This window comes from Glutamicibacter sp. JC586, assembly GCF_009805585.1.
In the GTDB taxonomy this organism is placed as follows: domain Bacteria; phylum Actinomycetota; class Actinomycetes; order Actinomycetales; family Micrococcaceae; genus Glutamicibacter.
Window position 1 is genome coordinate 179,657 of record NZ_VHIN01000017.1, and the last position, 23,918, is coordinate 203,574.

The window sequence follows — 23,918 nt, forward strand, 5'->3', positions numbered from 1 at the left end:
GAGCATATGTCTGAGACAACAGCAGGTCAGTGCCCGGTTGTAGGCAACACTGGTCGTGTACACCCGACCCAGGGCAACGCCAACACCGAATGGTGGCCAAATAAGCTGAATCTGAAGATTCTTGCAAAGAATCAGGAGGCTACCAACCCTCTGGATGCAGACTTCGACTACATCAAGGCTTTCGAAGCACTGGATCTAGCCGCCGTCAAGGCTGATCTAGCTGAGGTTATGACCAAGTCCTACGACTGGTGGCCAGCAGACTTCGGTCACTACGGTCCCTTCCTGATTCGTATGGCTTGGCACTCGGCGGGTACCTACCGCTCACACGACGGCCGTGGTGGCGGTGGCGCCGGACAGCAGCGCTTCGCTCCACTGAACTCCTGGCCAGATAACGTGAACCTGGATAAGGCTCGCCGCCTGCTGTGGCCTGTAAAGAAGAAGTACGGCCAGTCCATCTCCTGGGCTGACCTTATGATTCTGGCCGGCAACGTCGCGCTAGAAGATATGGGCTTCAAAACCTTCGGTTTCGCCGGCGGCCGCAAGGACGTCTGGGAAGCTGACGACGATGTTTACTGGGGCCCTGAAAAGGTATGGCTAGAAAGCGAACGCTACACCGGCGCCCGCAACCTCGATGCCCCACTGGCAGCCGTTCAGATGGGTCTAATCTACGTCAACCCTGAGGGTCCAGATGGCGTTGCTGATCCGCTAGCTTCAGCAGCCGATATCCGCGAAACCTTCCGCCGCATGGGCATGGATGACGAAGAGACAGTCGCCCTGATCGCCGGTGGCCACACCTTCGGTAAGACCCACGGTGCTAGCGCTGAATCCCACAAGAGTGGCGATCCAGAAGCTGCACCACTGGAAATGCAGGGTCTGGGCTGGAAGTCTGACTTCGGCACCGGTCACGGCGACGACACCATCGGTTCCGGTCTAGAAGTAACTTGGACCTACCACCCAACCCGTTGGGACAACGAGTTCTTCCACATTCTCTTCGCCTACGAGTGGGAGCTGTTCCACTCTGAAGCTGGTGCACAGCAGTGGCGTCCAAAGGACAACGGCGGCGCCGACATGGTTCCAATGGCGCACAACGCATCGGTACGCCGCGAACCACGCATGCTCACCAGTGACCTGGCTCTGCGCGTTGATCCTTCCTACGAGAAGATCTCCCGCGAGTTCAAGGACAACCAGGAAAAGTTCGCGGACGCCTTCGCCCGCGCTTGGTTCAAGCTGACCCACCGCGACATGGGTCCAAAGTCCCGCTACTTCGGCCCAGAAGTTCCAGCAGAAGATCTACTGTGGCAGGATCCACTGCCAGCCGCACCAGAGACCACCCTAGGCGCTGCAGAGATTTCCGAACTCAAGGAACTGATCAAGAACTCCGGCCTGTCGGTTCAGCAGCTGGTCTCCACCGCATGGAAGGCAGCGGCAACCTTCCGCTCCTCGGACAAGCGCGGCGGTGCCAACGGCGGCCGTATCCGTCTGGAACCACAGATTTCCTGGAGCGTGAACCAGCCAGAGCAGCTCAAGCCAGTTATCGCAAAGCTGGAAGAAATCGTTGATACCTTCAACGCAACTTCAGGTATCAAGGCTTCCTTCGCCGATGTTGTGGTTCTTGCCGGCAATGTAGGCGTTGAGCTGGGCGCTGCAGCAGGTGGAACTCAGGTTGAGGTTCCATTCACCCCAGGTCGCGTTGACGCAACCCAGGAACAGACCGACGTCGAGCAGTTCGCATGGCTGGAGCCAGTAGCTGACGGTTTCCGCAACTACGACTCGGGCTTCTTGAACCTGCCTTCCGAGTACCTGCTGCTGGACCGCGCTAACTTGCTGGGCTTGACCGCACCAGAAACCACCGTACTGCTTGGTGGTCTGCGCGTACTGGGCAACAACTGGGATGGTTCGAACACCGGTGTGTTCACCGAAACCCCAGGTGCGTTGACCAATGACTTCTTCGCAAACCTACTGGAACTGGGCCTTGAATGGACCCCAGATGCAGAAGAGAAGACCTACGCAACCACCGACGGCCGCTGGGTTGGCAGCCGCGTAGACCTGGTCTTCGGCTCTAACTCCGAGCTGCGCGCGCTGGCCGAGGTTTACGCTTCGGATGATGCCAAGGAGAAGTTCGTCAAGGACTTCGCTGCAGCATGGGCCAAGCTCATGGATGCTGACCGCTTCGAGCTACGCAAGTAAGCAGCCCTAAGCGCAAAACGGTGGCCGTCACCTTTCCGAAATTTTCGGAAGGTGGCGGCCACCGTCGTTTTTGAGAGCTGTCGTTGCGCTACCCCTAAGGAACCGGGTTGCCTAGTTCGCGCAGATCAGTCTTGCTTGTTTCGCGAGCCCATACTGCGCCAATCACAGCGAGGATCGAAGAGGCAGCCACAATCCATGCTGCAGGACCCCAGTTGGCAGTCACATCTCCCACGAGGGCGGTGGCAAGCATCGGGGTGAACCCGGCGCAGAGGATGCCGATCTGCAGGCCGATGGCCATGCCCGAATAGCGCACCTTCACGTTGAACAGCTCAGAGAACCAGGCCGGGTAGACCGAGTTCGACGCGGCGTATGTTCCGGCTGTGATCAGCATGCTGGAAACAAAAATCATGGCCAGGTTTCCGGTGGAAATCGTCAAGAAGTACACAAAGATCATTACACCGGAACCCATGACGCCGGCGATAAAGACCTTCTTGCGCCCGAAGATGTCAGAGAGCCGTGCGAAGAATGGCTGGCTGATAATGGCAATGATGTTGCCTGCGATACTCACCCACAGCATGGTGGCCGCAGAAACCCCAACAGACACCGCATAGGCCAGTCCAAAGGACTGCATGAACGTGTTGGTAACGACCTGGAATGACATCAGCGCCACCTGGATAAATTGTGCCGGGTGGGTGGTGATCATCTTGGTGAACGGCAGCTTAACCGTAGCGTCCGCTTCCTGCTTCTCCTCGAAAACCTCAGGCTCCTCCAACGAGCGGCGCACGAGGTAAGCAGCGACGAGAACCAGCAATGAGAGCCAGAACGGAATCCTCCAGCCCCAGGCCAACCGCGCCGATTCTTCCATCGTGGCCACCGGGAGGAAAGCGAGCGAGGCGAGGACGATACCGAAGGAAATGCCGCTCATGGCAAAGCTAGCGAAGAAGCCACGGCGGCCTTCGGGCGCTTCCTCGGTGGACAGCGCCGAAGCGCCAGCCGTTTCCGCTCCCGCGGACAATCCCTGCAGCAGGCGCAAGATCACCAGAAGTGCCGGTGCCCAGTATCCGGAGGTCGAGAAGTCTGGAAGTACCCCGATGAGGAAGGTTGCCGAGCCCATGAGCACCAGGGTCATCACCAGAGTTGTCTTGCGTCCCAGCCTGTCACCGAGATGTCCAAAGAAGACTGCGCCGAAGGGTCGAGCTATGTACGCGACACCGAAGGTGGCAAACGAGGCCAGCAGTGCGATGGTTGCATCCCCAGCCGGGAAGAAAATCTTGGAGAAGATCAAAGAAGCCGCGGTCGCGTAGATAAAGAAGTCATAGTACTCCAGCGCGCCGCCGAGGAATCCCGCGAGCGCTGCTTTCTTGGCTCGCTTGAGCTTGCGCTGTTGCTCCTCATCGAGGCTCGCGCTCGTATGGGTGGTGGTCTTGCTCATGGGGTGTCCTTCCACAGCAGCGGGGATGTTTCACGTCCTGCACTCATGTTAGTTGTACGCAATGCGCACATCTGTGCGATATGCGACAATGAATAAAGTACAGCAAAGGTGAGGCGTGTCACAAGATGTTAATTAGCCTGCGTCATCAACACTGAACCAGTTCGTCTCGGAAGGACAACAATGAGTTACGAGGACAACGCAACACAACTATTCATCATCGGATCCCACGCCTCCCACACCATGTCGCCCGATCTCTGGAATCCGGTATTCGAAAAGCTAGGCAACCACTGGACCTACCAGCCCTGGGACGTACCCGCGCAAGGCGAAATGCAGGAAGTCCACAATGGATTGCTCGCTGCGGATGTCGTTGGCGCCAACGTGACCATGCCCCACAAGCAGTGGGCCGCGGCCATCGCAGACGAACGCTCGGAACAGGTCAGCCTCAGCGGCGCAGCAAACCTGTTGATTCGGCAGGACGATCAGCTCCACGCCTACAACACTGATCTGATTGCCGTAGAAAACAGGCTTGCCGCGAAATCCCATGATCACGTTTTGCTGCTCGGCGCAGGTGGCGCCGCTCGGGCCGCGCTGGTTGCGCTCAAGGGGCGCATCGGCACCGTCACCATCACGGACCGAAACCAGGATGTCGCCGAAGAGCTACTGTCCCTGGCCAATGGCATGGGAACCCGGGGCAGGACCGTGGATTTCTCGCACGTTGCCGAAGCAGCCACGCAAGCCTCGCTGATCATCAACGCCACACCCATCGGCAAGTATCCAGAAGACCCGGCGCCTTGGGGCAAAACCCGGCTCACGCCTGGAACCTTTGTCTATGACTTCGTGTACGGCGAGCACGTCACGGGAACAATCCAGTCGGCCATAGACCAGGGCCTGGAATATTCCGACGGCTGGGAGCACCTGCTGCTTCAAGCCGAAGCGATGATTCCGCTGCTGGGCTTGGGAGAACAGACCGCTGCCCAGCTGCAGCTCTCCCTGAAGCGCATCCGCGAAAACAATTGAGCCGGGCTCTAGAACAGCGTGCCCGGCGCACCGCCGAAGTCCGGATTTTCCAGCTTCAGCAATTCTGTTTTCGCTTCCAGTCCGCCCAGGTATCCGCCTAATGACCCATCAGTGCGCAGCACCCGGTGGCACGGCAGGACGATGGGGATCGGATTGGTCGCGCAGGCTGACCCGACGGCGCGTACGGCCTTCGGGTTGCCGATGCGCTCGGCCATGTGCGAGTAGCTCCAGGTATGCCCGTAGCCGATCTCGCCCAGCTCCAGCTGCACCTGGCGGCGGAAGGCAGTGGAGAGCTTGAGGTCCAAGGGCACGTCGAAATTGTGCCGGGTTCCGGCAAAGTACTCGTCCAGCTGCCTGGCCACGGCATCCAGGCGCGAAGGATCCTTGAGGATTCGCGGGCTGAGTTTTTGAGCGAGCAGTTCAAGGATCTTGTCGTGGTCTTCGGTTTCGAAGGCCACCCGCACCAGGCCAGCCGGGGTGCTGGCCAAAAGCAGCGAGCCTACCGGGCTATCAACGATGCGGTAGGAAACGTCGAGCAGTTCCTCGGCCTGTGCCTTGGCCCGAAGTTCGTTGCCTAGTTTTTCCAAAAGCTCGGTTTCTTCTCCGGTTGCTGTTGGGTTGATTCTTGAGTCAGTCATGACTGCTCCTGCCACAGTGTGTCGTCGCCGAGTATCCGGCGAAGGTTCTTGATCCCGTCGCTGCCTGCACGCCGAGCCGCGGCCTCAGTCCCGAAAACCAGATGGGCTATTTGCGCATAGCTCAACCCGCCGAGATACCTGTACCCGACTACCAGCCGTTGCTTCTGCGGCAATTGGGCAACCTCTCGCCAGAGCTGGAGGTTCTCCAGCTCCAGCCCAAGATCCGGTTGTCCGTCAGCGTGCTCCCATTGCTGATGATCGTCAAGGATCTCCGGCTTGTTCTTGCGCAGTTCATCGATGGCCTTGTTGCGCGCGATACGCACCAGCCAGGCGAGGACATTGGCATCATCCGCAAGCTGCGGATAGGCCTTGAGCGCAGAAAGGAAGGTCTCGGACCAGGCGTCCTGGGCGCGGTGCTCATCAAGCAGGGCACGGCAAACCCGTAATACGTTCAGCCCATAATCCTGGACTATCCGCTCAAACGGTACTTGCATGGCTCTCCTGAAGTTTGGCGCCTTGACGGGCTTTCACCATGTAAACGCTGCGCGCTGCAAAAGTGTGAGGTTCCGGAGAAGAAAACTTCCAGCTCCTAGCAGCTGACCAAATCGAGTTCTTCAGCCAGCTCGTTGAGGCGTTGGATATTGATCTGGATGATCTCGCCGTTTTCCACGCCTCGTGGCAGCTTGGTTCCAGCCAGTGCATCGCGGATGGCGCGCATGGTTGCGCCATGGCTCACCACGGCCACCTTCTTGCCGGCATGTTCCACCGACAGGTCTATCAAAGCGGGAATCGCCCGGCGCAGGATATCGTCGATGGGTTCGAGCTGGGACTGCAACGACGCTGATTCCTCTTCGGAGACCTCGGCCATGATCCGGCCTTCCAACGGCCCGAATCCGCGTTCGATGAGATCCGGGACCGGCTGGCCGGTTTCTGCGTTTAATTCCTCGGCAATCAATGCGGCGGTTTCCTGGGCCCGGCCCAGAGGGGAAGCCAGGATCAAGGAGAAGCCCTGGCCTACCAATTCGCGGCCGACACCGCGGGCTTGCTCGCGTCCGGTGTCATTCAGTGGAATGTCGGTACGCCCTTGAAGGCGGCCAGCCAGATTCCAATCGGTCAGTCCGTGTCTGATCAACACCAGCGCAGTATCCATGAGTCCAGCGTACCGGCGAGCATGGATATCGAAGAATCTCCGATATTACGTCCAATACGCAACGTTACGACTCATAGTTAGGTCACGAACGGTCATGTTGCGAAGATTATTACACCATCCCGAGCGGCTGAGAGATCTGGTTCGATGAAGCCGCAGCAACCTGCCACATCCGGTGGTTACGGTGCTACCGCCAGAAACGATGCAGCCGCTTTTCCTGATTAAGCAAAAACAGGAAGCGACATTGATTCCGGGATTCCTGCCTCGATCGCACCACCGCTTGCCGGTGAATCGCGAAAACCCAATCGACAAGGAGTCGTAAGCCATCATGGCAGATCATCAGTTTGGATTCCGCACCCGCGCATTGCACGCCGGTGGCACCCCCGATGCCGAGCACGGCGCCCGCGCAGTGCCCATCTATCAGAGCACCTCATTCGTCTTCAAAGATGCCGATGACGCAGCCAACCTCTTCGCATTGCAGAAGTACGGCAACATCTACTCGCGCATCGGCAACCCGACCGTCGCTGCTTTTGAGGAGCGCATGGCTTCCCTGGAAGGCGGCATCGGTGCAGTAGCCACCGGTTCCGGCATGGCCGCCGAGTTCGTCACCTTCGCCGCCCTTGCCCAGGCCGGGGACCACATCGTGGCCTCCTCCAAGCTCTACGGCGGCACCATTACCCAGCTGGACGTCTCACTGCGCCGCTTCGGCATCAACACCACCTTCATCGACTCCAATGATCCAGCCGACTTCGAGGCCGCCATCCAGGAGAACACCAAAGCCGTCTACACCGAAGTGGTAGCCAACCCTTCGGGCGATATCGCCGATCTCAAGGGCCTGGCCGAGGTGGCGCACCGCCACCTGATCCCGCTGGTCGTCGACTCCACACTCACTCCCCCATACATCCTGCGGCCAATCGAGCACGGTGCCGATATCGTGATTCATTCGGCCACTAAGTTCATCGGCGGCCACGGCACGACCCTTGGCGGCGTCGTCGTGGAGTCCGGCAAGTTCAACTGGGGCAACGGTAAGTTCCCGGCCATGACCGAACCGGTAGCCAGCTACGGCAACGTTTCTTGGTGGGATAACTTCGGCGAGTACGGATTCTTGACCAAACTGCGTAGCGAACAACTGCGCGACTTCGGCCCGGCCCTGCCAGCCCAGTCGGCATTCCAGCTGCTCCAAGGCCTAGAGACACTGCCTCAGCGCATGGATAATCACTTGGCCAATGCCAAGCAGGTTGCCGCATGGTTGGAAGCCGACCCACGGGTCACCTACGTGAACTACGCAGGTCTGCAATCGCACCCGCAGCATGCACATGCCAAGGAACTACTGCCGATGGGTGTCGGCTCGGTCTTTAGCTTCGGCGTAAAGGGCGGCCGCGAGGCCGGCTCCAAGTTCATTGAAGCTTTGCAACTGGCCAGTCACCTGGCCAATATTGGCGATGCCCGCACCCTGGTGCTTCACCCCGCATCCACCACACACCAGCAGCTGAGCGCTGATCAGCTGGTTGCTGCCGGTGTTCCTGAAGACCTGATCCGCCTATCGGTGGGTCTGGAAGATGTCGAGGACATCCTTTGGGATCTGGATCAGGCACTAACCGCTTCGCAGGAAGCCGTTGCTGGTTCTGCCGAAGAATTCGCGGCACCAACCTATGACGGTGCAGCTTGCGCCATTCCTGCAGCACCGAAGGGAGCCAACTAATGAGCACCACCGAACGCACCTGGGAAGGTCCGGGCGCAGCCGAACGTCTGGGCATCCTGCGCGACACCAAGACCATTGCCATCGTGGGCGCATCGAACAAGCCCTCGCGTGCCAGCTACTTCGTCGCGACCTACCTGCTGTCCTCGTCCAAGTACAAGGTGTACTTCATCAACCCGGTACTCGATGAGATCCTGGGCCAGCCGGTCTACAAGTCCCTGGCAGATCTGCCAGAGACCCCGGACCTGGTGGAAGTCTTCCGCAAGCACGATGACCTGCCCTCGGTTTTGGACGAGGCCTTGGCTGTGGGTGCGAAGACCCTGTGGCTCCAGCTCGGTTCATGGCATGAAGACGTGGCGCGCCGAGCCGAAGCGGCCGGCATGAACGTCGTGATGGATCGTTGCGTCAAGATTGAGCACGCCCGTTTCCACGGCGGGCTGCGTTTAGCCGGCTTTAATACCGGCGTGATTTCTTCCAAGCGCCAGGTACTCGCCTAACCAGTCCTGATGAACTAATGCCGGTGCCGGGCAGCCTATTTGGTTGCCCGGCACCGGCATTACCTGTCTTTTACAGTCCAGCTCTAGGCGATCCGATAAGTTTCATCGCCGAATTTCGCTTCCACGAGCAACGTCCCACCGAGCGCTTCAACATACCTGCGCAAAGTATCAACTTGTGCCCGCTCAACGGCGCCGTGCTCGATGTTGGAGACACGTTTCTGGCTGACGTCCAGGACCTTAGCCATCGCAGTCTGCGTGAGTTTTGATTTTTCACGCAACTCCCTGAGGCGATAGGCGCGGATTTCGGCGCGCAATTGATCCTCAAATATTGATGCGAGCTCTTCATTCACCGGTCTTTGTTCTAGTAGTTCATCAAGGTTCTTAGTCATCACCTTCACCATTCAGTAGTCGTTGCCAACGAGCTTCATAGACTGGATCCGCGAATTCTTTATGGCGTCTGTAAGTGGAAGCCCCAACGCAGGAACATCAGCGGCCAGAAACCTGGGTACAGAAAATACGCGAACAATGCGACGCCTATTAAAGTGCCATGAACCAGAGCTCAAGATTTTCAACATCGATGTGCCACATGACAAATTTTACTATTCATACGTTCTAGAACTCATAAGGTATGCAGCACACTCCATGGATTACGATTGAAATATCCAAAGACTCTCGGGCTAGGCCCACCCAACTAACAAGGAGTCCCCCAAGTGACCGTTACCGTGCGTCGCGCAGATTCGTCAGATATTCCGGCAGTTCAGGCCATTGGACTATTAACTTGGCCTGCCACCTACCTACCGTTCACATCGCCAAACTATGTTCTGGCAAATCTGAACTCGTGGTGGACAGAATCTGCCGTTCGGCAAACGATCGAAGAAGACGCTACCTTTGTTGCCTGCGATGGTGAGCAGGTATTGGGCACGGTGACCATTGGTGAGTTCGAGGGAGATGCCGTGATCTGGAAGATCTACGTGCTTCCCGAAGCGCAGGGCAAACGTATTGGTCTCTTGCTCATGAATACTGCACTGGAATTTGTCGGCGAGCACGCCGACGTTCGCCTCGAATTCGTCAAAGGTAATGAACACGCTCGGGGCTTCTACGAAAAAGCTGGGTTTGCTTTTGATTTCGAGGAAGAACCGGGCGATGGCAGCGTTACCGTGTGGATGCGCCGCAAAGCACGCGCCGCACACTCAATCTAGCGCGGTGAGAATCCGACAACAAGCTAAGCATCAAACCATTCATCAAGACGAAAATTTTTGTCTCCTCAGCTCTGCGATAAGTTGGCCACTTGGCAAAATACCAACTATAACCACTTTTAAATGTCCACATCGTTAAATTTCGCTCACATTTCACTTGACGTTCCCACGCAATCGGGCATAAAGTCATGGAAACACAGATTCATGTGGTGCAGGTCATGAGGAATTGCGGAGGCAGTAAATGTTCGCCGAAGAACGACACCGGCTGATCGTCGAGCAGCTTGAGAAGGACGGTAAAGTTACCGTCGCTCAGCTCGCCGAACGCTTTGAAATCACCCGGGAAACGGTCCGCCGCGACCTTGCCCAACTCGAATCAGAAAACTTCTTACGCCGTGTTCACGGTGGAGCGGTCACCACCACCGAGGCAAGTACCCGAGAGGAAAGCCACCTGATCCGCACCGCCATCCACTCCGATGCAAAATCTCGGATCGCTCAGCGCGCCCTGAGCCTGCTGCCGGTCTCGGATGCTTCGGTCATCATCGATGCGGGCACCACCACCGAGTTCCTGGCCGAACGCATGCTGCGCACCAACGCAAGCGCAGGGCTAGTAATCATCACCCATGCACTGCCTATCGCCTCGGTTCTGGCGCAGAGCCCTGAGACCACCTTAGAGCTGATCGGTGGACGCGTGCGTGGCCTAACCGGTGCAGCTTCGGGCGCACAGACCGTGGAAGAGTACTCCCGTCACCGTGCAGACATTGCGTTTATCGGCACCAACGGACTGCACGCAGGTTTTGGGCTAAGTACCCCAGACCCGCTGGAAGCAGCCGTGAAGCGAGCACTGGTTTCCAGCGCCCGCCGCGTGGTCTTGCTAGCGGACAGCTCCAAATTTGATCAGGAAACTCTGGTTCGTTTTGCCAACCTAGGCTCCGTTGACACCCTGGTCACCGACCAGCAGCCTGGCGCTGAACTAGCTGCAGCGCTGGAAGCTGCCGATGTAGAGGTAGTGATCGCATGATCGTCACATTGACTGTTAACCCAGCCCTCGATAAAACCGTCGAGCTCAGTGAGCCACTGTCCCACGGTGCAGTACAGCGCGCCACCGCCAGCCACGTGCAGGCTGCCGGCAAGGGCGTAAACGTCTCGCGCGCCATCGCCGCCGCAGGCGTGCCCACCTTGGCAGTACTCCCCGGGGCGGTCACCGACCCGCTGGTCACTGCGCTGAGTCACGACAAGCTGGCTCACCGCACCCTATCGATCAGCGAACCATTACGCACCAACATCACGCTGACCGATCCTGATGGCACCACCACCAAGATCAACGAGCCGGGCCCTTCCTTGGACGCCGCCCTGCTCACCGAGCTCAGCGAGCTGGTGGCCACCGCCGCCGTCGAAGCCAACTGGCTGGTCTTAGCAGGTTCGCTGCCTCCGGGCGTCCCTGCCGACTTTTACGCGCAGCTCACCGCTAAGCTTCGTACCGACCTTGGGGAAAAGTGCCCAAAGATCGCAGTGGATACCTCTGGTGCTCCGCTGATCGAACTCTTTGCCCATAGTGCGCAGCACGTCCCGGATCTGATCAAGCCTAATGCTGAAGAGCTGGCTGAGTTGGTCGGTGGCTGCGACGAAGAAGCCCTTGAAGGCTCGGTAGAGCTGGCCACCAATTGTGCCCAGCAACTGCTGGCTAAGGGCGTTGGTTCGGTTTTGGCCACTTTGGGAGCCAAGGGCGCCCTGCTGGTCACCAAGGACGGGGTCTGGCATGGATCGCATACCCCGATCACCCCGCGCAGCACGGTGGGGGCCGGCGACTCGTCGCTGGCTGGTTACCTGCTGGCTGATGTTGCAGGAGCCAGTGCTCCCCAACGGCTAAAAAATGCCGTCGCCTACGGGGCTGCCGCCACGCAGCTACCAGGCTCCACCATCCCGACAGAATCTGATCTCACCGTTGACGCCGTCACCGTCAACGAACTTATCCCAACACAAGGAACCGAGTCATGAGTGAACTAATCACCCCCGAGCTCGTGCTGCTCGACGCCGATTTGGGCAACAGCACCACCGAAGTCATCGAAAAGCTAGCCCAGCTAGTTGCCGATCAGGGTCGAGCCACCGACGCTGCCTCGTTGGCTGCCGACGGTAAGGCGCGCGAAGCCAAGACCGCCACCGGCGTTCCTGGCGGTATTGCGATCCCGCATTGCCGTTCCACCGCGGTCACCGAACCTACCTTGGCCATGGCCCGCCTAAACCCGAAGGTGAACTTCGGCGCCAAAGACGGCGAGGCTGATCTGGTCTTCTTCATTGCTGCCCCGGACGGTGCTGATCAGGCCCACCTCAAGCTGCTCTCCAAGCTGGCTCGTGCACTGGTGAAGAAATCCTTCACCGGCGCCCTGCGTGAAGCCAAGAGCGAAGCTGAGATTGTGGAACTGGTGCGCGAAGTGGTTGCTGACAAGCCTGCCGCTGCTCCAGTGGCCGCACCGGCCGCCGAAGCGGCTCCAGCTGCAGCTCCCGGCACCAAGAAGAAGTCCATCGTTGCGGTGACCGCCTGCCCTACCGGCATCGCGCACACCTACATGGCTGCTGACTCGCTGGCGCAGACCGCCGAAGAGATGGGTGTGGACTTCGCGGTAGAGACCCAGGGTTCTTCGGGCTCCACCCCACTGGATCCAGCAGTCATCGAAGCGGCCGACGCGGTGATCTTCGCCGTTGACGTGGACGTGCGTGACCGTGGCCGTTTTGCCGGCAAGCCAGTGATCCAGGTTCCAGTCAAGCGCGGCATCGATGAGCCAGAAAAGCTGATCAACGACGCTATTGCAGCCTCCGAAGATCCACAGGCACGCCGCGTTCCAGCCGGTGCCGCAGCAAGCACCGAAGAGAATAAGGACAACGAGTCCTTCGGCGCTGGCCTAAAGCGCGCACTGCTCACCGGTGTCTCCTACATGATCCCGTTTGTGGCCGGTGGCGGTCTGCTCATCGCTCTAGGCTTCCTCTTCGGTGGTTATGACATCACCGAAGTTGCGGATAAATACCTGACCGAGAATACTTTATTCAACCTGCCTGATGCCGGCTTCATGGCCTACATCGCAGCAGTTGCGTTCAAGATCGGTGGCCTGTCCATGGGCTTCCTGGTCCCAGCGTTGGCCGGCTACATTGCCTACGCCTACGCTGACCGACCAGGTATCGCACCGGGCTTCACCGCTGGTGCGGTAGCAGGCTTCATGGGCGCTGGCTTCCTCGGCGGTATCGTCGGTGGTCTGCTCGCCGGTCTGGCTGCCCGTTGGATCACCTCGTGGAATGTTCCTCGTTGGATGCGCGGCCTGATGCCGGTGGTCATCGTGCCGCTGTTGGGTTCGATCATCGCCTCGGGCATCATGTTCCTCTTCCTTGGCGGTCCGATCGCTAAGCTCACCGAAGCACTGAACAACTGGCTATCGGGCATGTCCGGCACCGCTGCTGTGGTCCTGGGTCTGATCCTAGGTTTGATGATGGCTGTGGACCTTGGCGGTCCAGTGAACAAGGTTGCCTACTCCTTCGCAGTTGCTGGTCTGGGCACCGGCTCGCTGACCGATAACCCTGCCCCACTGATGATCATGGCTGCCGTGATGGCTGCCGGCATGGTTCCGCCACTGGGCATGGCGCTGGCCACCGCGGTGCAGGCAAAGCTGTTCACCGAAGCCGAACGCGAAAACGGCAAGGCAGCCTGGTTGCTGGGCGCCGCTTTCATCTCTGAAGGCGCGATTCCATTCGCCGCCGCGGACCCACTGCGCGTGATCCCAGCTTCCATGGTGGGCGCCGGTGTCACCGGTTCACTGGTCATGGCATTCAACGTGGTCAGCCAGGCCCCACACGGTGGCATCTTCGTCTTCTTCGCAATGAACAACACCTGGCCACTATTCTTGGTAGCCACCCTGATCGGCGCGGTCATTTCTGCCGTATTGGTCATTGTGTTGAAGAAGTACGCACGTAAGGCTCCCGCTGGAGCCGCTGAATCGGCAAAGGTCGCAGCATGAGTAAGAAGTTCACCGGAGTAGGCGTCAGCGCCGGACGTGTCATTGGACGCGTCCGCCGTATGCCTGAACCAATCCTCGCACCAGCGGATGGTGCGCCACTGCCAGCAGGCGTGAGCGCTGAGGAAGAAACCGCACGGTTGACCGAAGCCTCCAAGGCCGTGGCCACCGGGCTGAAGGAACGCGCAGCGCTGGCTACCGGCGACGCGCAGGCCGTACTGAAGGCCACCGCGTTGATGGCCAGCGACCGTTCGCTGCTTAAGTCCGCCACCAAGCTGGTCACCGGTGGAACCTGCGCAGAGTCGGCCATCTGGGAAGCTGCCGACGCGGTCGCCACCCAGCTGACCGCTCTGGGCGGTTACATGGCAGAACGTGCCGGAGACGTACTGGATGTGCGCGCCCGCATCGTGGCCGAGCTGCGCGGGGTCCCTGCCCCAGGCATCCCGGATTCGGATGAGCCATTCATCCTGGCTGCCGTAGATCTGGCCCCAGCGGACACTGCCACCCTGGACCCAGCCAAGGTCCTGGCCCTGGTCACCTCCGATGGCGGACCGCAGTCGCATACCGCGATTATCGCCCGCTCGCTGGGCCTGCCAGCGATCGTTGCTGCACCAGAAACCACCGAACTGGCCGACGGAGACCTGGTCTTTGTTGATGGCATCGACGGACAGGTTGTCACCGACCCATCCGAGGCCGAAGAACACCTGGCCACCACCTACGCCAACCGCGAGGTTTTGCCAGATTTCTCCGGCACCGGCGAACTCTCCGACGGCTACCGCGTTCCACTGCTTTCCAATGTGGGTAGCGGCGAGGACGCACAGGCTGCGGCCGCGGCCGGCGCCGAAGGCGTGGGCCTGCTGCGTACCGAGTTCTGCTTCTTGGGTAAGGACAAGGAACCAACCCACGAAGAGCAGGTGGCTGCCTACGGTGCCGTCTTTGCTGCCTTCGCGGGCAAGAAAGTTGTGGTTCGTACCCTGGATGCCGGGGCCGATAAGCCACTGCCATTCTTGACCGACTCCTCCGAGCCAAACCCGGCACTGGGTGTGCGCGGTTACCGCACCGATCTGACGAGCCCTGGGGTCCTAGAGCGTCAGCTCAAGGCCATCGCTCAGGCCACCAGCGAGCACGAGGCAGATGTCTGGGTTATGGCTCCGATGATCTCCACTCCTGCCGAAGCGCAGGACTTCGCCGAAATGGCGAAGGCTGCTGGTCTGGCTACTGCCGGAACCATGATTGAGGTCCCCTCCGCTGCTGTTCTGGCCGGACAGATTCTGCAGCGTTGTGACTTTGTTTCCATTGGCACCAACGACCTGACCCAGTACACCATGGCTGCTGACCGTCAGCTGGGCACCTTGGCCGAGCTGAACGACCCATGGCAGCCAGCGGTACTGCACATGGTCGCCGCAACCACCGCTGGAGCCCAGAGCGCCGGGGGCAAGCCGGTGGGCGTCTGTGGTGAAGCTGCTGCTGATCCAGCCTTGGCTGTTGTTCTTGTGGGCTTGGGTGTGAATACCCTCTCCATGAACAAGCGCGCTTTGGCCCCGGTCTCTGCGGTACTGCGTACCGTGGACTTGGCCAATGCTCAGCGTCTGGCGAAGTTGGCTTTGGATGCTCCTTCGGCCGAGTTGGCTCGTAGTGTAGTACGCGCTGAGCTTAGCGAACTAGACCGCTTTGGCCTGTAGACCATTAGAATTTATCTGAAACAACGTTTCATCTAAACCTGAAGGAGCCATCATGGCAGAACGTACCGCAATCATCGGCAGCCGCGTCGGTTTGCACGCCCGCCCGGCAGCGATCTTCGCTGAAGCTGCAGCAGAACTTCCAGTTGAGGTCACCATCGCTCTGGAAGGCGAGCCAGCAGATGAGGCAATGGACGCATCGAGCATCCTGTCCCTGATGGGCCTTGGTGCAGAGCACGGTACTTCCGTGGTTCTTCGTGCAGAAGGTGAAGGCGCAGAAGCTGCCCTTGACCAGCTGGTCACCATCTTGGAGACCGACCACGACGCTGAGTAATTTTTAGCTCAAGAACTCGGGGAACAAGCTGTGGCTTGTTCCCCGTTTTTTGTGCTCAATTTACTGATTGACAGAACTCAATCAGTTAGCGGATGATGATACTTACGCACTAACGTAGGAGTTTGCATGAGCGCGCTCAAGACCTCCGCGCTGCGCCTCATCAGGCCCTTCGCCGTTCGCGATTACGCCCTGCTGGCCAGCGCCCTTGTTTTCTCGACTTTCGCCGCCGGCATGTGGACCGTCGCCATGGTTTATCAGGTACGTCGCCTGGACGGCGGACCGGTAGAACTCTCCATGGTCGCCACCGCCAACGCCGTGGGACTGCTGTGTTTTGTGCTTTTCGGTGGCATCATGGCAGACCGCCATTCATGCCGTCGCATTGTGCTGCTGGTAGAAACCTTCTCCTTTGCCCTAATGGGCATCACCGCACTTCTGGCCATTTCCGGCGCTCTGGAACTATGGCATCTGATGGTCACGGGATTCTTCATGGGCGCAGGCTCAGCATTCTTCTATCCTGCCTACTCCGCCTTGCTGCCCAAGATGTTGCCCAGCGATCAGTTGCTGGCCGCCAACGGGCTGGAGGGAACCGTGCGCCCGGTGGTGCATACAGCTTTGGGGCCGATGACCGCGGGATTCCTAGTCGCAGCGCTCTCACCAGCGCACGCCATTATTGGCGTGGCTGCGGTACATTTGACCGCCTTGCTGATGCTGCGCAGGATTCCCAACCGGGAGGCCTACAACGCGGTAGCCGTCGCCGAAGGCGAAGCGAAGCCTGGCATAGTCCGACAATTGCGCGAGGGCGTTGGGTACACCGTACGCACTCGCTGGCTGTTGTGGACCCTCTTATTTTCGGTCATTTCCGTGTTCACTTTTATAGGTCCTTTTGAGGTGCTGTTACCGTTCATTGTCAGCGACAATCTGCACGGCGATGCGAAACTTTTCAGTTTTGCGCTGGCCTTCTTTGGCGTTGGCTCAGCGCTGGGTTCATTACTGATTGCCTCGGCTAAATTTCCGCGCCGCTATTTGAGTTTGATGACTGCTTGCTGGTGTTTGGGCACTTTGCCCTTGGCCTTGGTGGGCTATGTTGATCAAGCGTGGATGCTGTTCATCATCCTCTTGGCATTCGGTATCACCGATGCGGTGGGCATGGTCATTTGGGGCACACTGTTGCAGCGAAGAGTGCCCAGCCATCTGTTGGGTCGAATTTCCAGCCTAGACTTTTTCGTGTCGTTGGCACTGATGCCGCTGTCCATGGCAGCCGCCGGCCCGTTGAGCCAGGTCCTAAGCTTGCAATCGATTTTTATCATCGCCGGCCTTGCTTCACCAGTATTTGGCGTCATTGCGTGGTGGATGGGCAAATTTGCTCGCGATGAAGTGGAACATCCGTTGCTCAGCGATCCCGTTACTGTGTCTGAAGGTGAGATTCGATAGCTGCCAATAGCTGATATCGATTTTTCGACTCAATCGGGCAGAAGCCTGTACTAAACGAGCTTTCAACGGCAAGACTAGAAAGATGAGCCGACGAATTACTCACTGGATCATGTTTTCACTGTCTTTGATCGGGTTGGCAACCCTAGTGTCCTGCTCCGCAACTACCGACCAGCAAACATCCGCGCACTCACCCGACCCGAGCCACGAAGAACACGTAGATTGTGCGGTCCTACGCTGTGTGGCACTGACTTTTGACGATGGCCCGGACCAATTCACTGAAGAACTTTTGAATACTCTGAAGTCAGCTCAAATTCCCGCGACGTTTTTTCTCATCGGAAGCAAAGTAGAGAAGTACCCCGGCACGGTACAGCGCATGAGCGCAGAAGGCCATCAAGTGGGAAGCCATACGTGGGATCATTCGGATATCACCAAGTTGTCCGGTGACCAGCTGGATCAGCAACTGATACGCACCGACACTGTTATCAAGAAGCTAACCGGTGACAGCCCCAGTGCATTTAGACCACCGCTAGGGCATCACGATGTTGCCCACAATAAGCTAGTGCCCTATCCATTGATTCTCTGGGATGTTCACAGCCACGATGGCAGGCTCAAAGAATCAAACAAGATCGTGGATGCCGTAATGGACGCCATTCAACCAGGCTCCATTATTCTGATGCACGACACCCGTCAGGTCACAGTGCACGCGGTTCCCGAACTCTTGGCGCAGCTGAAGTTAAAGGGATACACACTTGTTACCGTTGATCAGCTCTTTGATGGGAATTTGAGGATCTCCACGCCCTATTCGTCGGCGCCGCGGGAACCCAAACAATAGGGCACGAAGTCATACCTGTCAGGGGGCCTGCTCCGCGTAGAGCCGCAGTTGATCCAGTTTGTCCCCTTCACTTTCGCGCACGTTCGCGGCAAGCGCCTCGCACTGTTCGATGCTCAAATCCGGATTGATGATCGCTACCTGAAGCACCACTTCGGTGTTTCCCGCGTCATCTTTCAGGTCATATCGATAGGACAGGCCATCTGGATTTTCTGATGTGTGCAGGATTAGCAGTCGGTTCTCTATCAGATCGTGAACCCGATACACCCGCTCATGCCCGGCGACTCGATAAACCAGGTTTGTCCCCACTTTGAGTTCAGGTTCATCTGAATGCATGGAACCAATCCCATGAATCCATAAGGGAGCAGCTGCCCAGTCGGTCAGCAACTCCCACACACGGCGCACCGGCAAATGGATAAGAACGGTGCTTTCAAAAACACTGAACTGGCTCATACCCGAATAGTTGCACTCAGGTCGAGTATTGGGAATAGCTTTCAGAAGATTCGTGTGGACAAAAACGGCACCAAGCAGTTGTGATGCTTGGTGCCGTCCAAAGTATTACCGGTGTTTACCAGTCTTCATCAACATCGGCTTCGGAAACGCCCAGCTCGGGCTCCTGCTCTAAGTCAAAGTTGTACCAAGCTTCGGTGAAGTCGGCCATCGAGTCCAGCGCTTCCTGAGCATCGCCGTCCAAAGCTTCCAGGGCTTCGGGGGTGTTCAGCACCGCAGTCACCGCAACGAACGGGTGATGCTCGAAGTAGTCGGTTGGGGTGGCGTTTTCGTTGAAGGTCAGGTTCTCACTCTGGGAAAAAAGTTCGACGTACTGAGCCACTGCCTCAGGCAGACGGCTAAGGTTAATGCCAGTCAAGGACTCATTGTAGATTTCAGCAGTAGCATCTGCCCACTGCTCAATGAGCTCTTCGCTCATCATTGCCATCTGATTATCCACCTTGTGGTTGGGGTTTATTGCAACATGTAGTTCGGTAGCAATTCATCATATTTCGTCAGGCCGAGCATGCCAAGACAGAATCTTCAGATCGCTTGTGATCTTTGCAATCAGTGAAATCTGACTTACTTGTACTCGTCAAGCTCGGTGATCTCGGGTAATTCTGGCATTGGTGAAAAACTGAAATTTTCATGGGTTGGACTAGGCAATTGAGTTGGCAAGACCTTGTCCATTTCTTTGGGCTTCTCATTGACTGAGTCTTGTGAATTACCCGCAGGCGCCGGGACCTCACCAAGCAAGGCAAGAGACGCAGAGAATGCCACGAGTCCTATCAGCAAGTGCAGTCCAATGAAGTACAGCCCACCCACATTGCCCCGGAGTAGTGCAAAGCCCCGCGATTTTGCTGACGCACTGACTGCAAGTCCGTAGGCGAAGGCGTTGTTCTTGAAACCCAACCGTAATTGGCAATAGGCCAAGATCCCAGCGATGGTTAACAGACCAACACCTATCGAACCCAGCGGCACCGCTGCAATTTGGCTGGGGTGAGCCATACAAACCACGAAAAGAATCACCTGTACGACTACCAGCAGTACTCGTTTCCAAAATCCGGCTGCGTACCCTCCACTCAGGCGCACCAGATAGATTCGCCGTGCTTCGCGATCTGTCCGATCTTTTGGCGGCCCGGAAACCTCTCGGAGAATCAGTGCCGAGGCCACCCTGCCCAGCACAGCGCTGAGAATCATGAGGGTAGCTCCGATCAGCGGAACAAAGCAGCCAGCTATAGCTCCGAGCACCGCTACGCCCCAACTGATCTGATAGCACCTAAGAGCTTTACCTAGCGTAGGGAAACGTGCGTGAATATCGTTGAGGTAACCGGATGGAAGTAATTTCTTGGTTTTTTGATCAGTGGAAATATTCCACCAAGCGAACAGTCCTGCACAGGCCAGAAGCAGCACAATAACCACGATGCTGCCCACAACGTTGGCGCCGAATCCGAAAGAAGCGACGGTCGCGAGTCCGGGCACAAATACCCACCACCGGTTCGCATAAACCGCCTGTTTTTCAAGGAAGTTCTCCGCGTAGTCCTGATGCAACTTTTCATTCATTGGGTCACTGGCCAGCATGCCGCGCAGCAGTTGGCCGTGATCGCCCACAACTTTGTGCCCATTCTCAATATTGCCAGCGGAGCGCAACAGGCCCTGATGATGTGGATCTATGCGCAAACCAGTTTCCAGAAAATGCAGAGCACTGCGCTGGTCACCGGCTACATCCGCGGCCAACGCAGCACCCTGATAAAAATCCGGATTTTCCGGTTCCAGTTCCAGCGCATGTTCGGTAGCTTGGCGGGCTAGGATTCGCTCGTCATTGTTCTGGACATTTCCTAGCAGGATCATGCCCAGCAGATGATGTGCTCGCGCATACTCTGGAGCTGTCGCGATAACTTGATGAATCGTAGCCAATGCTTCGCCTCGTCGACGCTGCCCCGCGAGAGCCACAGCAAGCTGCTCGCCAGCTATTGGATGCTCAGCATTCAGCCCCAGCGCCGCACGCGCTGTGGCTTCGGCTTCGCCCCACTGTTCTAGATTCAGATGGCATGCCGAATAGAGAATCCAAAATTCGGCAAACTGCTGATAATCATTGAGATTGTCTTTCAGCAGTGCAATGGCCTCAGCTTCTCGGCCTGTCTCCAGGTGGTGTGCGACTCTGGTGTGAAGGAGGTCAAAATCCATGCGGTGCCTTCCCGGCTTGGACTACAGAAGTTTTCTGGATACCAAATAGTCGGCGAGTTCGTCGTAACGACCATTTTCGTTGCTAAACCGCACCACGTTCCGTGCAGATTCTAGCCACGGCAAGGTTGATGGCTTCACTTCTTTCAACGCCACACTGATGTGTGACATATCTACCGGTAACACTTCATTACGTTCAATGGATTGCATCATAGCTTTTTCGGCCGCAGTGGTGCACAGATGCTCTAAATCGGCTCCGGAGAAACCATCGGTTTGCGCGACGATCGACTTCAGATCGATACCGGCAATCGGCCGGCGCTCCAAGTGGTACCGAAGAATGGATTCGCGGGCGGGTTCATCCGGAGCGGTTACCAAAACGGCACGATCAAGGCGTCCGGGCCGTAGCAATGCCTCATCTAGATCCCACGGGTGGTTGGTCGCGGCCAGAACGTAGAGCCCATCATTGTTGGAGGACAGGGAGTCCATTTCCATGAGCAACTGATTAACCATCTGACGTAGCCATGACGCGCTACCGGTCAACGAACCTCGTCTAAGCCCAAGGGCATCGACTTCATCAAGGAACAAGACTGTTGGCGAATTGCTCCGAGCCTTATCGAAGATGGCTTTGATGTTTTTCTCGGTCTCGCCAATGTGCGAATCAAGAATGTCGGTCATCGTTACGGCCATGAAGTTAGCTTGTAGCTCACCGGCAACGGCCCGCGCAACGAAGGTTTTTCCGCATCCCGGAGGGCCGTAGAGAAGCAGTCCGCCACGCAGTGATTTGCCGAAGGCCTTAGCGATGGCCGCGTTGCGCATGGGCGCTAAGAAGGACTCATTGAGTCGGTCCTTAACATTCTGCAGGCCGCCCACGTCCGCCAGGGTGATGTGCGCTCCTGTTGGTTCCACTGGCGCGATAGTCTCGGCGCTTGAACCCATCTGGATTTGGGGCTCTGCAAAGGGAGCCGGCACCGACGGATCGAATTGTTGTGCTGCGGCGTCCCAATCGAAGTCAGACTTTTCGGTTGACTGCGGCAGATTGGCCGTTGCCGACTGAGATGTTGCGGCAGGAGCGGCGTTGCCTAATAGCGCAGCGCTCACCTGTGCCAACAATTGCAGGGCGGAGGCATTACCCGGATCCTTTTGGATCACCGTGTTGATATGTCCTAATGCTTCGCCCGAGCGGCTAGCTGCATGTAGTTGTTGGGCCAGGTGAAGGCGCAACTCGTGTTCCTCAGGTGCGGCCTCGACGGCACGCATAAGGCTAGCGATCAAAGGATCATTCATCTGTAAGAGCTCCGTTGGTGCAAATTGGTGCTGGCAAACTTCATCTGACTACTGCGCCGTTTAAGGCACCCAACGGATATCGCGTAAACGATACCCGTTGGAATTATATGATTATTTTTTGCTCTCGCCCATGATTAGACGCGAGACGTGACGCCCTCATGCGATCTAGTAGGCCTTAACACCTTGCTCCACAATCAGGTGGATGAGTGCAAAGGTGTTGTTCTCGTCGATTGCCTTGATAGCTGCTTGCACCGCGGCAGCAACATCTCCATCTTTTTCTACACGGACTCCAAATCCACCAAAGGACTGAGCCATCAACGCAAAATCTGGATTCTTCAACTGCGTTCCAGAAACTCGGTCTGGGTATTGACGCTCCTGATGGGTACGAATGGTGCCGTATTGCTGGTTATCCATGACGATCACCAATGGTGTGGCCCCGTACTGCGTCGCGGTAGCCAGTTCTTGACCGTTCATGAGGAACTCTCCATCACCAGCGATGGTGACGACGCGACGTCCTGGATAATTCAATGAGGCGGCAACGGCCGAGGGAATCGAGTATCCCATCGATCCGTTTCGCGCCGAAAGCATCGAAGCATACCCATTGGTTGGGAAGTAACGGTGTGCCCAGTTGGTGTGCTCCCCCGCGCCGAAGGTGACCATGGCATCCTCGGGTAGCGTGTTGACCAAGTTAGCCATCAGGGTTGCCATTTTTGCCGGACCATCGGCTGCCTCAGAAGTTGGCAGAGCCGCAAACTTCTCCTGCTCACCGCGCATCCGGGAGGTCCATTCCTTCCAAGAATCCTTGACTGGCAAATCCATCAACAGAAGATCACGAACGAAAACATCCGGCTTGGAAACAATCTGGTGCGAGACTGGACCAGAGCGCCCGCGCAGCGACGGGTCGATAGTGACCAGGAAGTTTTTCTTCTCCCAGTTTTGACGGATGTTAAAGCCATCGGTGATGACGTCCCCAGGAACGGTTCCTACGAACACCAGCAGGTCTGTTTCTTCCAACAGATCATATGTTGGCTTGGGGCGACCGTAGCCAATGGGCCCAACGTAGGACGGTGAGCTGAACGGGACAGTACCCTCACAACGCCATTCAGCAGCAGCTGGAAGATCATGCTCCTCGAGCCAGCGGGTGAATTCTTCAGCACCCTGCTGAGACCAATCATTGCCACCAAAAATAAATAGTGGCTTATCGGAATCTTGCAACGCACTCTTCAACGACTTCCAGTCCGTTACGGTCATGCCACCGGTGGCTACTGGAATCTCTGGGTGCAATTCAGCAGAAATTTCGTGGCGAATAACATCTTCGGGCAGTCCCACTACGACCGGCCCCGGCCGTCCTGACATTGCGGCAAACATTGCTTCGGAGACGACTTCACTGGCACGGTCAGCATGATCCAGGATCATCACACGCTTGGCGCCGGTACCAAACCATGCTTTTGGGTCAAATTCTTGGAAAGCTTCTTTTTCACGGTGTTCAAAAGGAATCAGTCCCACGAAAAGCACTAGCGGAGTAGAGTCCTGCCAGGCGGTGTGCAAGCCGACGTGAGCGTTGGCAGCGCCCGGTCCACGGGTCACCATGGCGATTCCCGAGCGTTGATGCATCTTGCCCTCGGCTTCAGCCATGTAGGTTGCTCCGCCTTCGTGGCGGCAAACAACGGTCTCAATGGGTGAGTTGTGCAGTCCATCGAGGACATCAAGGTAGCTTTCACCTGGGACTACATAGGCTCGTTCAACGCCGTGTGCGGCGAGTGTATCGACAATGACATGTCCGGCTGACTTCTTTGTCAGGCCTTGGGCATTTTCACTCATCTGTTGGCGTCTTTCTTCTTGCGGGAAATTGTCAGACGCAACGGAAACTGAGGGCA

Annotated in this window: 22 protein-coding genes and 1 riboswitch; of the genes, 12 read left to right on the forward strand and 10 right to left on the reverse strand. The window is 57.5% G+C overall.

All coding sequences use genetic code 11. The features are described 5' to 3' along the window. The first annotated feature begins 6 nt into the window (after positions 1-6). Entirely contained in the window at positions 7-2,187 is a 2,181-nt protein-coding gene (katG, locus tag FJV47_RS12785; protein ID WP_159613623.1) for a catalase/peroxidase HPI, read from the forward strand. A gap of 94 nt (positions 2,188-2,281) precedes the next feature. Here katG and FJV47_RS12790 read toward each other — a convergent pair whose 3' ends face one another. Next, complete coding sequence (locus tag FJV47_RS12790) at positions 2,282-3,619, reverse strand: MFS transporter (RefSeq protein ID WP_159613625.1); 1,338 nt, start codon at positions 3,617-3,619, stop codon at positions 2,282-2,284. Positions 3,620-3,799: 180 nt separating this feature from the next. Between FJV47_RS12790 and FJV47_RS12795 the strand changes: the two genes are divergently transcribed. Continuing rightward, on the forward strand, positions 3,800-4,636 hold the full coding sequence (locus FJV47_RS12795; RefSeq protein WP_159613627.1) for a shikimate dehydrogenase: 837 nt from the start codon (positions 3,800-3,802) through the stop codon (positions 4,634-4,636). An 8-nt stretch (positions 4,637-4,644) separates the two neighbouring features. On the opposite strand, the gene FJV47_RS12800 is transcribed toward FJV47_RS12795, so the two are convergent. From FJV47_RS12800 to FJV47_RS12810, 3 genes are all read right to left on the reverse strand, one after another. Then, positions 4,645-5,274: a methylated-DNA--[protein]-cysteine S-methyltransferase gene (locus FJV47_RS12800; RefSeq protein ID WP_159613629.1), complete on the reverse strand. Its 630-nt coding sequence runs from the start codon at positions 5,272-5,274 to the stop codon at positions 4,645-4,647. Further along, entirely contained in the window at positions 5,271-5,768 is a 498-nt protein-coding gene (locus FJV47_RS12805) for an RNA polymerase sigma factor (protein WP_159613631.1), read from the reverse strand. Before FJV47_RS12805 ends, FJV47_RS12800 begins: the two co-directional genes overlap by 4 nt. A 95-nt stretch (positions 5,769-5,863) precedes the next feature. Then, positions 5,864-6,424, reverse strand: a complete 561-nt coding sequence (locus FJV47_RS12810) for a histidine phosphatase family protein (protein WP_159613633.1) — start codon at positions 6,422-6,424, stop codon at positions 5,864-5,866. A 111-nt stretch (positions 6,425-6,535) separates the two neighbouring features. Next, positions 6,536-6,630, forward strand: a riboswitch (SAM riboswitch). A gap of 119 nt (positions 6,631-6,749) precedes the next feature. On the opposite strand from FJV47_RS12810, the gene FJV47_RS12815 reads away from it, so the two are divergent. After that, a complete protein-coding gene (locus FJV47_RS12815; protein ID WP_159613635.1) occupies positions 6,750-8,123 on the forward strand; it encodes an O-acetylhomoserine aminocarboxypropyltransferase/cysteine synthase family protein in 1,374 nt (457 codons plus the stop codon). After that, positions 8,123-8,617: a CoA-binding protein gene (locus FJV47_RS12820; protein ID WP_159613637.1), complete on the forward strand. Its 495-nt coding sequence runs from the start codon at positions 8,123-8,125 to the stop codon at positions 8,615-8,617. Before FJV47_RS12815 ends, FJV47_RS12820 begins: the two co-directional genes overlap by 1 nt. Before the next feature lie 83 nt (positions 8,618-8,700). Here the strand turns inward: FJV47_RS12820 and FJV47_RS12825 are convergent, their stop codons facing one another. After that, on the reverse strand, positions 8,701-9,006 hold the full coding sequence (locus tag FJV47_RS12825) for a helix-turn-helix domain-containing protein (RefSeq protein ID WP_159613639.1): 306 nt from the start codon (positions 9,004-9,006) through the stop codon (positions 8,701-8,703). A gap of 321 nt (positions 9,007-9,327) precedes the next feature. Here FJV47_RS12825 and FJV47_RS12830 point away from each other — a divergent pair, with 321 nt between their 5' ends. The 8 genes from FJV47_RS12830 to FJV47_RS12865 all read left to right on the forward strand — a co-directional run bounded on the left by FJV47_RS12830 (position 9,328) and on the right by FJV47_RS12865 (position 18,087). Next, on the forward strand, positions 9,328-9,816 hold the full coding sequence (locus tag FJV47_RS12830; RefSeq protein WP_159613641.1) for a GNAT family N-acetyltransferase: 489 nt from the start codon (positions 9,328-9,330) through the stop codon (positions 9,814-9,816). 238 nt (positions 9,817-10,054) lie between these two features. Next, positions 10,055-10,831, forward strand: coding sequence for a DeoR/GlpR family DNA-binding transcription regulator (locus FJV47_RS12835; RefSeq protein WP_159613643.1), 777 nt, complete (start codon positions 10,055-10,057; stop codon positions 10,829-10,831). Continuing rightward, positions 10,828-11,808 carry a 1-phosphofructokinase family hexose kinase gene (locus FJV47_RS12840; protein ID WP_159613645.1) on the forward strand — a complete coding sequence of 327 codons (981 nt, stop codon included), beginning with the start codon at positions 10,828-10,830 and terminating at the stop codon, positions 11,806-11,808. Before FJV47_RS12835 ends, FJV47_RS12840 begins: the two co-directional genes overlap by 4 nt. Then, the gene (locus tag FJV47_RS12845; RefSeq protein ID WP_159613648.1) at positions 11,805-13,814 is read left to right on the forward strand and encodes a fructose-specific PTS transporter subunit EIIC; all 2,010 of its coding nucleotides are present in this window, start codon (positions 11,805-11,807) and stop codon (positions 13,812-13,814) included. Before FJV47_RS12840 ends, FJV47_RS12845 begins: the two co-directional genes overlap by 4 nt. Further along, positions 13,811-15,493, forward strand: a complete 1,683-nt coding sequence (gene ptsP / locus FJV47_RS12850; RefSeq protein ID WP_159613649.1) for a phosphoenolpyruvate--protein phosphotransferase — start codon at positions 13,811-13,813, stop codon at positions 15,491-15,493. Before FJV47_RS12845 ends, ptsP begins: the two co-directional genes overlap by 4 nt. A gap of 52 nt (positions 15,494-15,545) precedes the next feature. Beyond that, positions 15,546-15,824, forward strand: a complete 279-nt coding sequence (locus FJV47_RS12855; protein WP_131090591.1) for an HPr family phosphocarrier protein — start codon at positions 15,546-15,548, stop codon at positions 15,822-15,824. A 126-nt stretch (positions 15,825-15,950) separates the two neighbouring features. Next, a complete protein-coding gene (locus FJV47_RS12860; protein WP_159613651.1) occupies positions 15,951-17,255 on the forward strand; it encodes an MFS transporter in 1,305 nt (434 codons plus the stop codon). Positions 17,256-17,337: 82 nt separating this feature from the next. Next, positions 17,338-18,087, forward strand: coding sequence for a polysaccharide deacetylase family protein (locus FJV47_RS12865; protein ID WP_159613653.1), 750 nt, complete (start codon positions 17,338-17,340; stop codon positions 18,085-18,087). An 18-nt stretch (positions 18,088-18,105) separates the two neighbouring features. On the opposite strand, the gene FJV47_RS12870 is transcribed toward FJV47_RS12865, so the two are convergent. The 5 genes from FJV47_RS12870 to FJV47_RS12890 all read right to left on the reverse strand — a co-directional run bounded on the left by FJV47_RS12870 (position 18,106) and on the right by FJV47_RS12890 (position 23,862). Next, positions 18,106-18,537 (reverse strand): SRPBCC family protein, encoded by a 432-nt coding sequence (locus FJV47_RS12870; RefSeq protein ID WP_159613655.1) that lies wholly within the window; start codon positions 18,535-18,537, stop codon positions 18,106-18,108. A gap of 115 nt (positions 18,538-18,652) precedes the next feature. Continuing rightward, the gene (locus FJV47_RS12875) at positions 18,653-19,021 is read right to left on the reverse strand and encodes a hypothetical protein (RefSeq protein WP_159613657.1); all 369 of its coding nucleotides are present in this window, start codon (positions 19,019-19,021) and stop codon (positions 18,653-18,655) included. Positions 19,022-19,155: 134 nt separating this feature from the next. Continuing rightward, positions 19,156-20,760: a hypothetical protein gene (locus FJV47_RS12880; RefSeq protein WP_159613659.1), complete on the reverse strand. Its 1,605-nt coding sequence runs from the start codon at positions 20,758-20,760 to the stop codon at positions 19,156-19,158. A 21-nt stretch (positions 20,761-20,781) separates the two neighbouring features. Continuing rightward, positions 20,782-22,041: a tetratricopeptide repeat protein gene (locus FJV47_RS12885; protein ID WP_159613661.1), complete on the reverse strand. Its 1,260-nt coding sequence runs from the start codon at positions 22,039-22,041 to the stop codon at positions 20,782-20,784. A 165-nt stretch (positions 22,042-22,206) separates the two neighbouring features. Continuing rightward, on the reverse strand, positions 22,207-23,862 hold the full coding sequence (locus FJV47_RS12890) for a thiamine pyrophosphate-dependent enzyme (RefSeq protein ID WP_159613663.1): 1,656 nt from the start codon (positions 23,860-23,862) through the stop codon (positions 22,207-22,209). Positions 23,863-23,918 lie beyond the last annotated feature (56 nt).

Bases quoted from the DNA above. Each gene is read 5' to 3' on its own strand.
- katG (WP_159613623.1), top strand. From the start codon at position 7: ATGTCTGAGACAACAGCAGGTCAGTGCCCGGTTGTAGGCAACACTGGT.
- FJV47_RS12790 (WP_159613625.1), bottom strand. From the start codon at position 3,619: ATGAGCAAGACCACCACCCATACGAGCGCGAGCCTCGATGAGGAGCAA.
- FJV47_RS12795 (WP_159613627.1), top strand. From the start codon at position 3,800: ATGAGTTACGAGGACAACGCAACACAACTATTCATCATCGGATCCCAC.
- FJV47_RS12800 (WP_159613629.1), bottom strand. From the start codon at position 5,274: ATGACTGACTCAAGAATCAACCCAACAGCAACCGGAGAAGAAACCGAG.
- FJV47_RS12805 (WP_159613631.1), bottom strand. From the start codon at position 5,768: ATGCAAGTACCGTTTGAGCGGATAGTCCAGGATTATGGGCTGAACGTA.
- FJV47_RS12810 (WP_159613633.1), bottom strand. From the start codon at position 6,424: ATGGATACTGCGCTGGTGTTGATCAGACACGGACTGACCGATTGGAAT.
- FJV47_RS12815 (WP_159613635.1), top strand. From the start codon at position 6,750: ATGGCAGATCATCAGTTTGGATTCCGCACCCGCGCATTGCACGCCGGT.
- FJV47_RS12820 (WP_159613637.1), top strand. From the start codon at position 8,123: ATGAGCACCACCGAACGCACCTGGGAAGGTCCGGGCGCAGCCGAACGT.
- FJV47_RS12825 (WP_159613639.1), bottom strand. From the start codon at position 9,006: ATGACTAAGAACCTTGATGAACTACTAGAACAAAGACCGGTGAATGAA.
- FJV47_RS12835 (WP_159613643.1), top strand. From the start codon at position 10,055: ATGTTCGCCGAAGAACGACACCGGCTGATCGTCGAGCAGCTTGAGAAG.
- FJV47_RS12840 (WP_159613645.1), top strand. From the start codon at position 10,828: ATGATCGTCACATTGACTGTTAACCCAGCCCTCGATAAAACCGTCGAG.
- FJV47_RS12845 (WP_159613648.1), top strand. From the start codon at position 11,805: ATGAGTGAACTAATCACCCCCGAGCTCGTGCTGCTCGACGCCGATTTG.
- ptsP (WP_159613649.1), top strand. From the start codon at position 13,811: ATGAGTAAGAAGTTCACCGGAGTAGGCGTCAGCGCCGGACGTGTCATT.
- FJV47_RS12855 (WP_131090591.1), top strand. From the start codon at position 15,546: ATGGCAGAACGTACCGCAATCATCGGCAGCCGCGTCGGTTTGCACGCC.
- FJV47_RS12860 (WP_159613651.1), top strand. From the start codon at position 15,951: ATGAGCGCGCTCAAGACCTCCGCGCTGCGCCTCATCAGGCCCTTCGCC.
- FJV47_RS12865 (WP_159613653.1), top strand. From the start codon at position 17,338: ATGAGCCGACGAATTACTCACTGGATCATGTTTTCACTGTCTTTGATC.
- FJV47_RS12870 (WP_159613655.1), bottom strand. From the start codon at position 18,537: ATGAGCCAGTTCAGTGTTTTTGAAAGCACCGTTCTTATCCATTTGCCG.
- FJV47_RS12875 (WP_159613657.1), bottom strand. From the start codon at position 19,021: ATGGCAATGATGAGCGAAGAGCTCATTGAGCAGTGGGCAGATGCTACT.
- FJV47_RS12880 (WP_159613659.1), bottom strand. From the start codon at position 20,760: ATGGATTTTGACCTCCTTCACACCAGAGTCGCACACCACCTGGAGACA.
- FJV47_RS12885 (WP_159613661.1), bottom strand. From the start codon at position 22,041: ATGAATGATCCTTTGATCGCTAGCCTTATGCGTGCCGTCGAGGCCGCA.
- FJV47_RS12890 (WP_159613663.1), bottom strand. From the start codon at position 23,862: ATGAGTGAAAATGCCCAAGGCCTGACAAAGAAGTCAGCCGGACATGTC.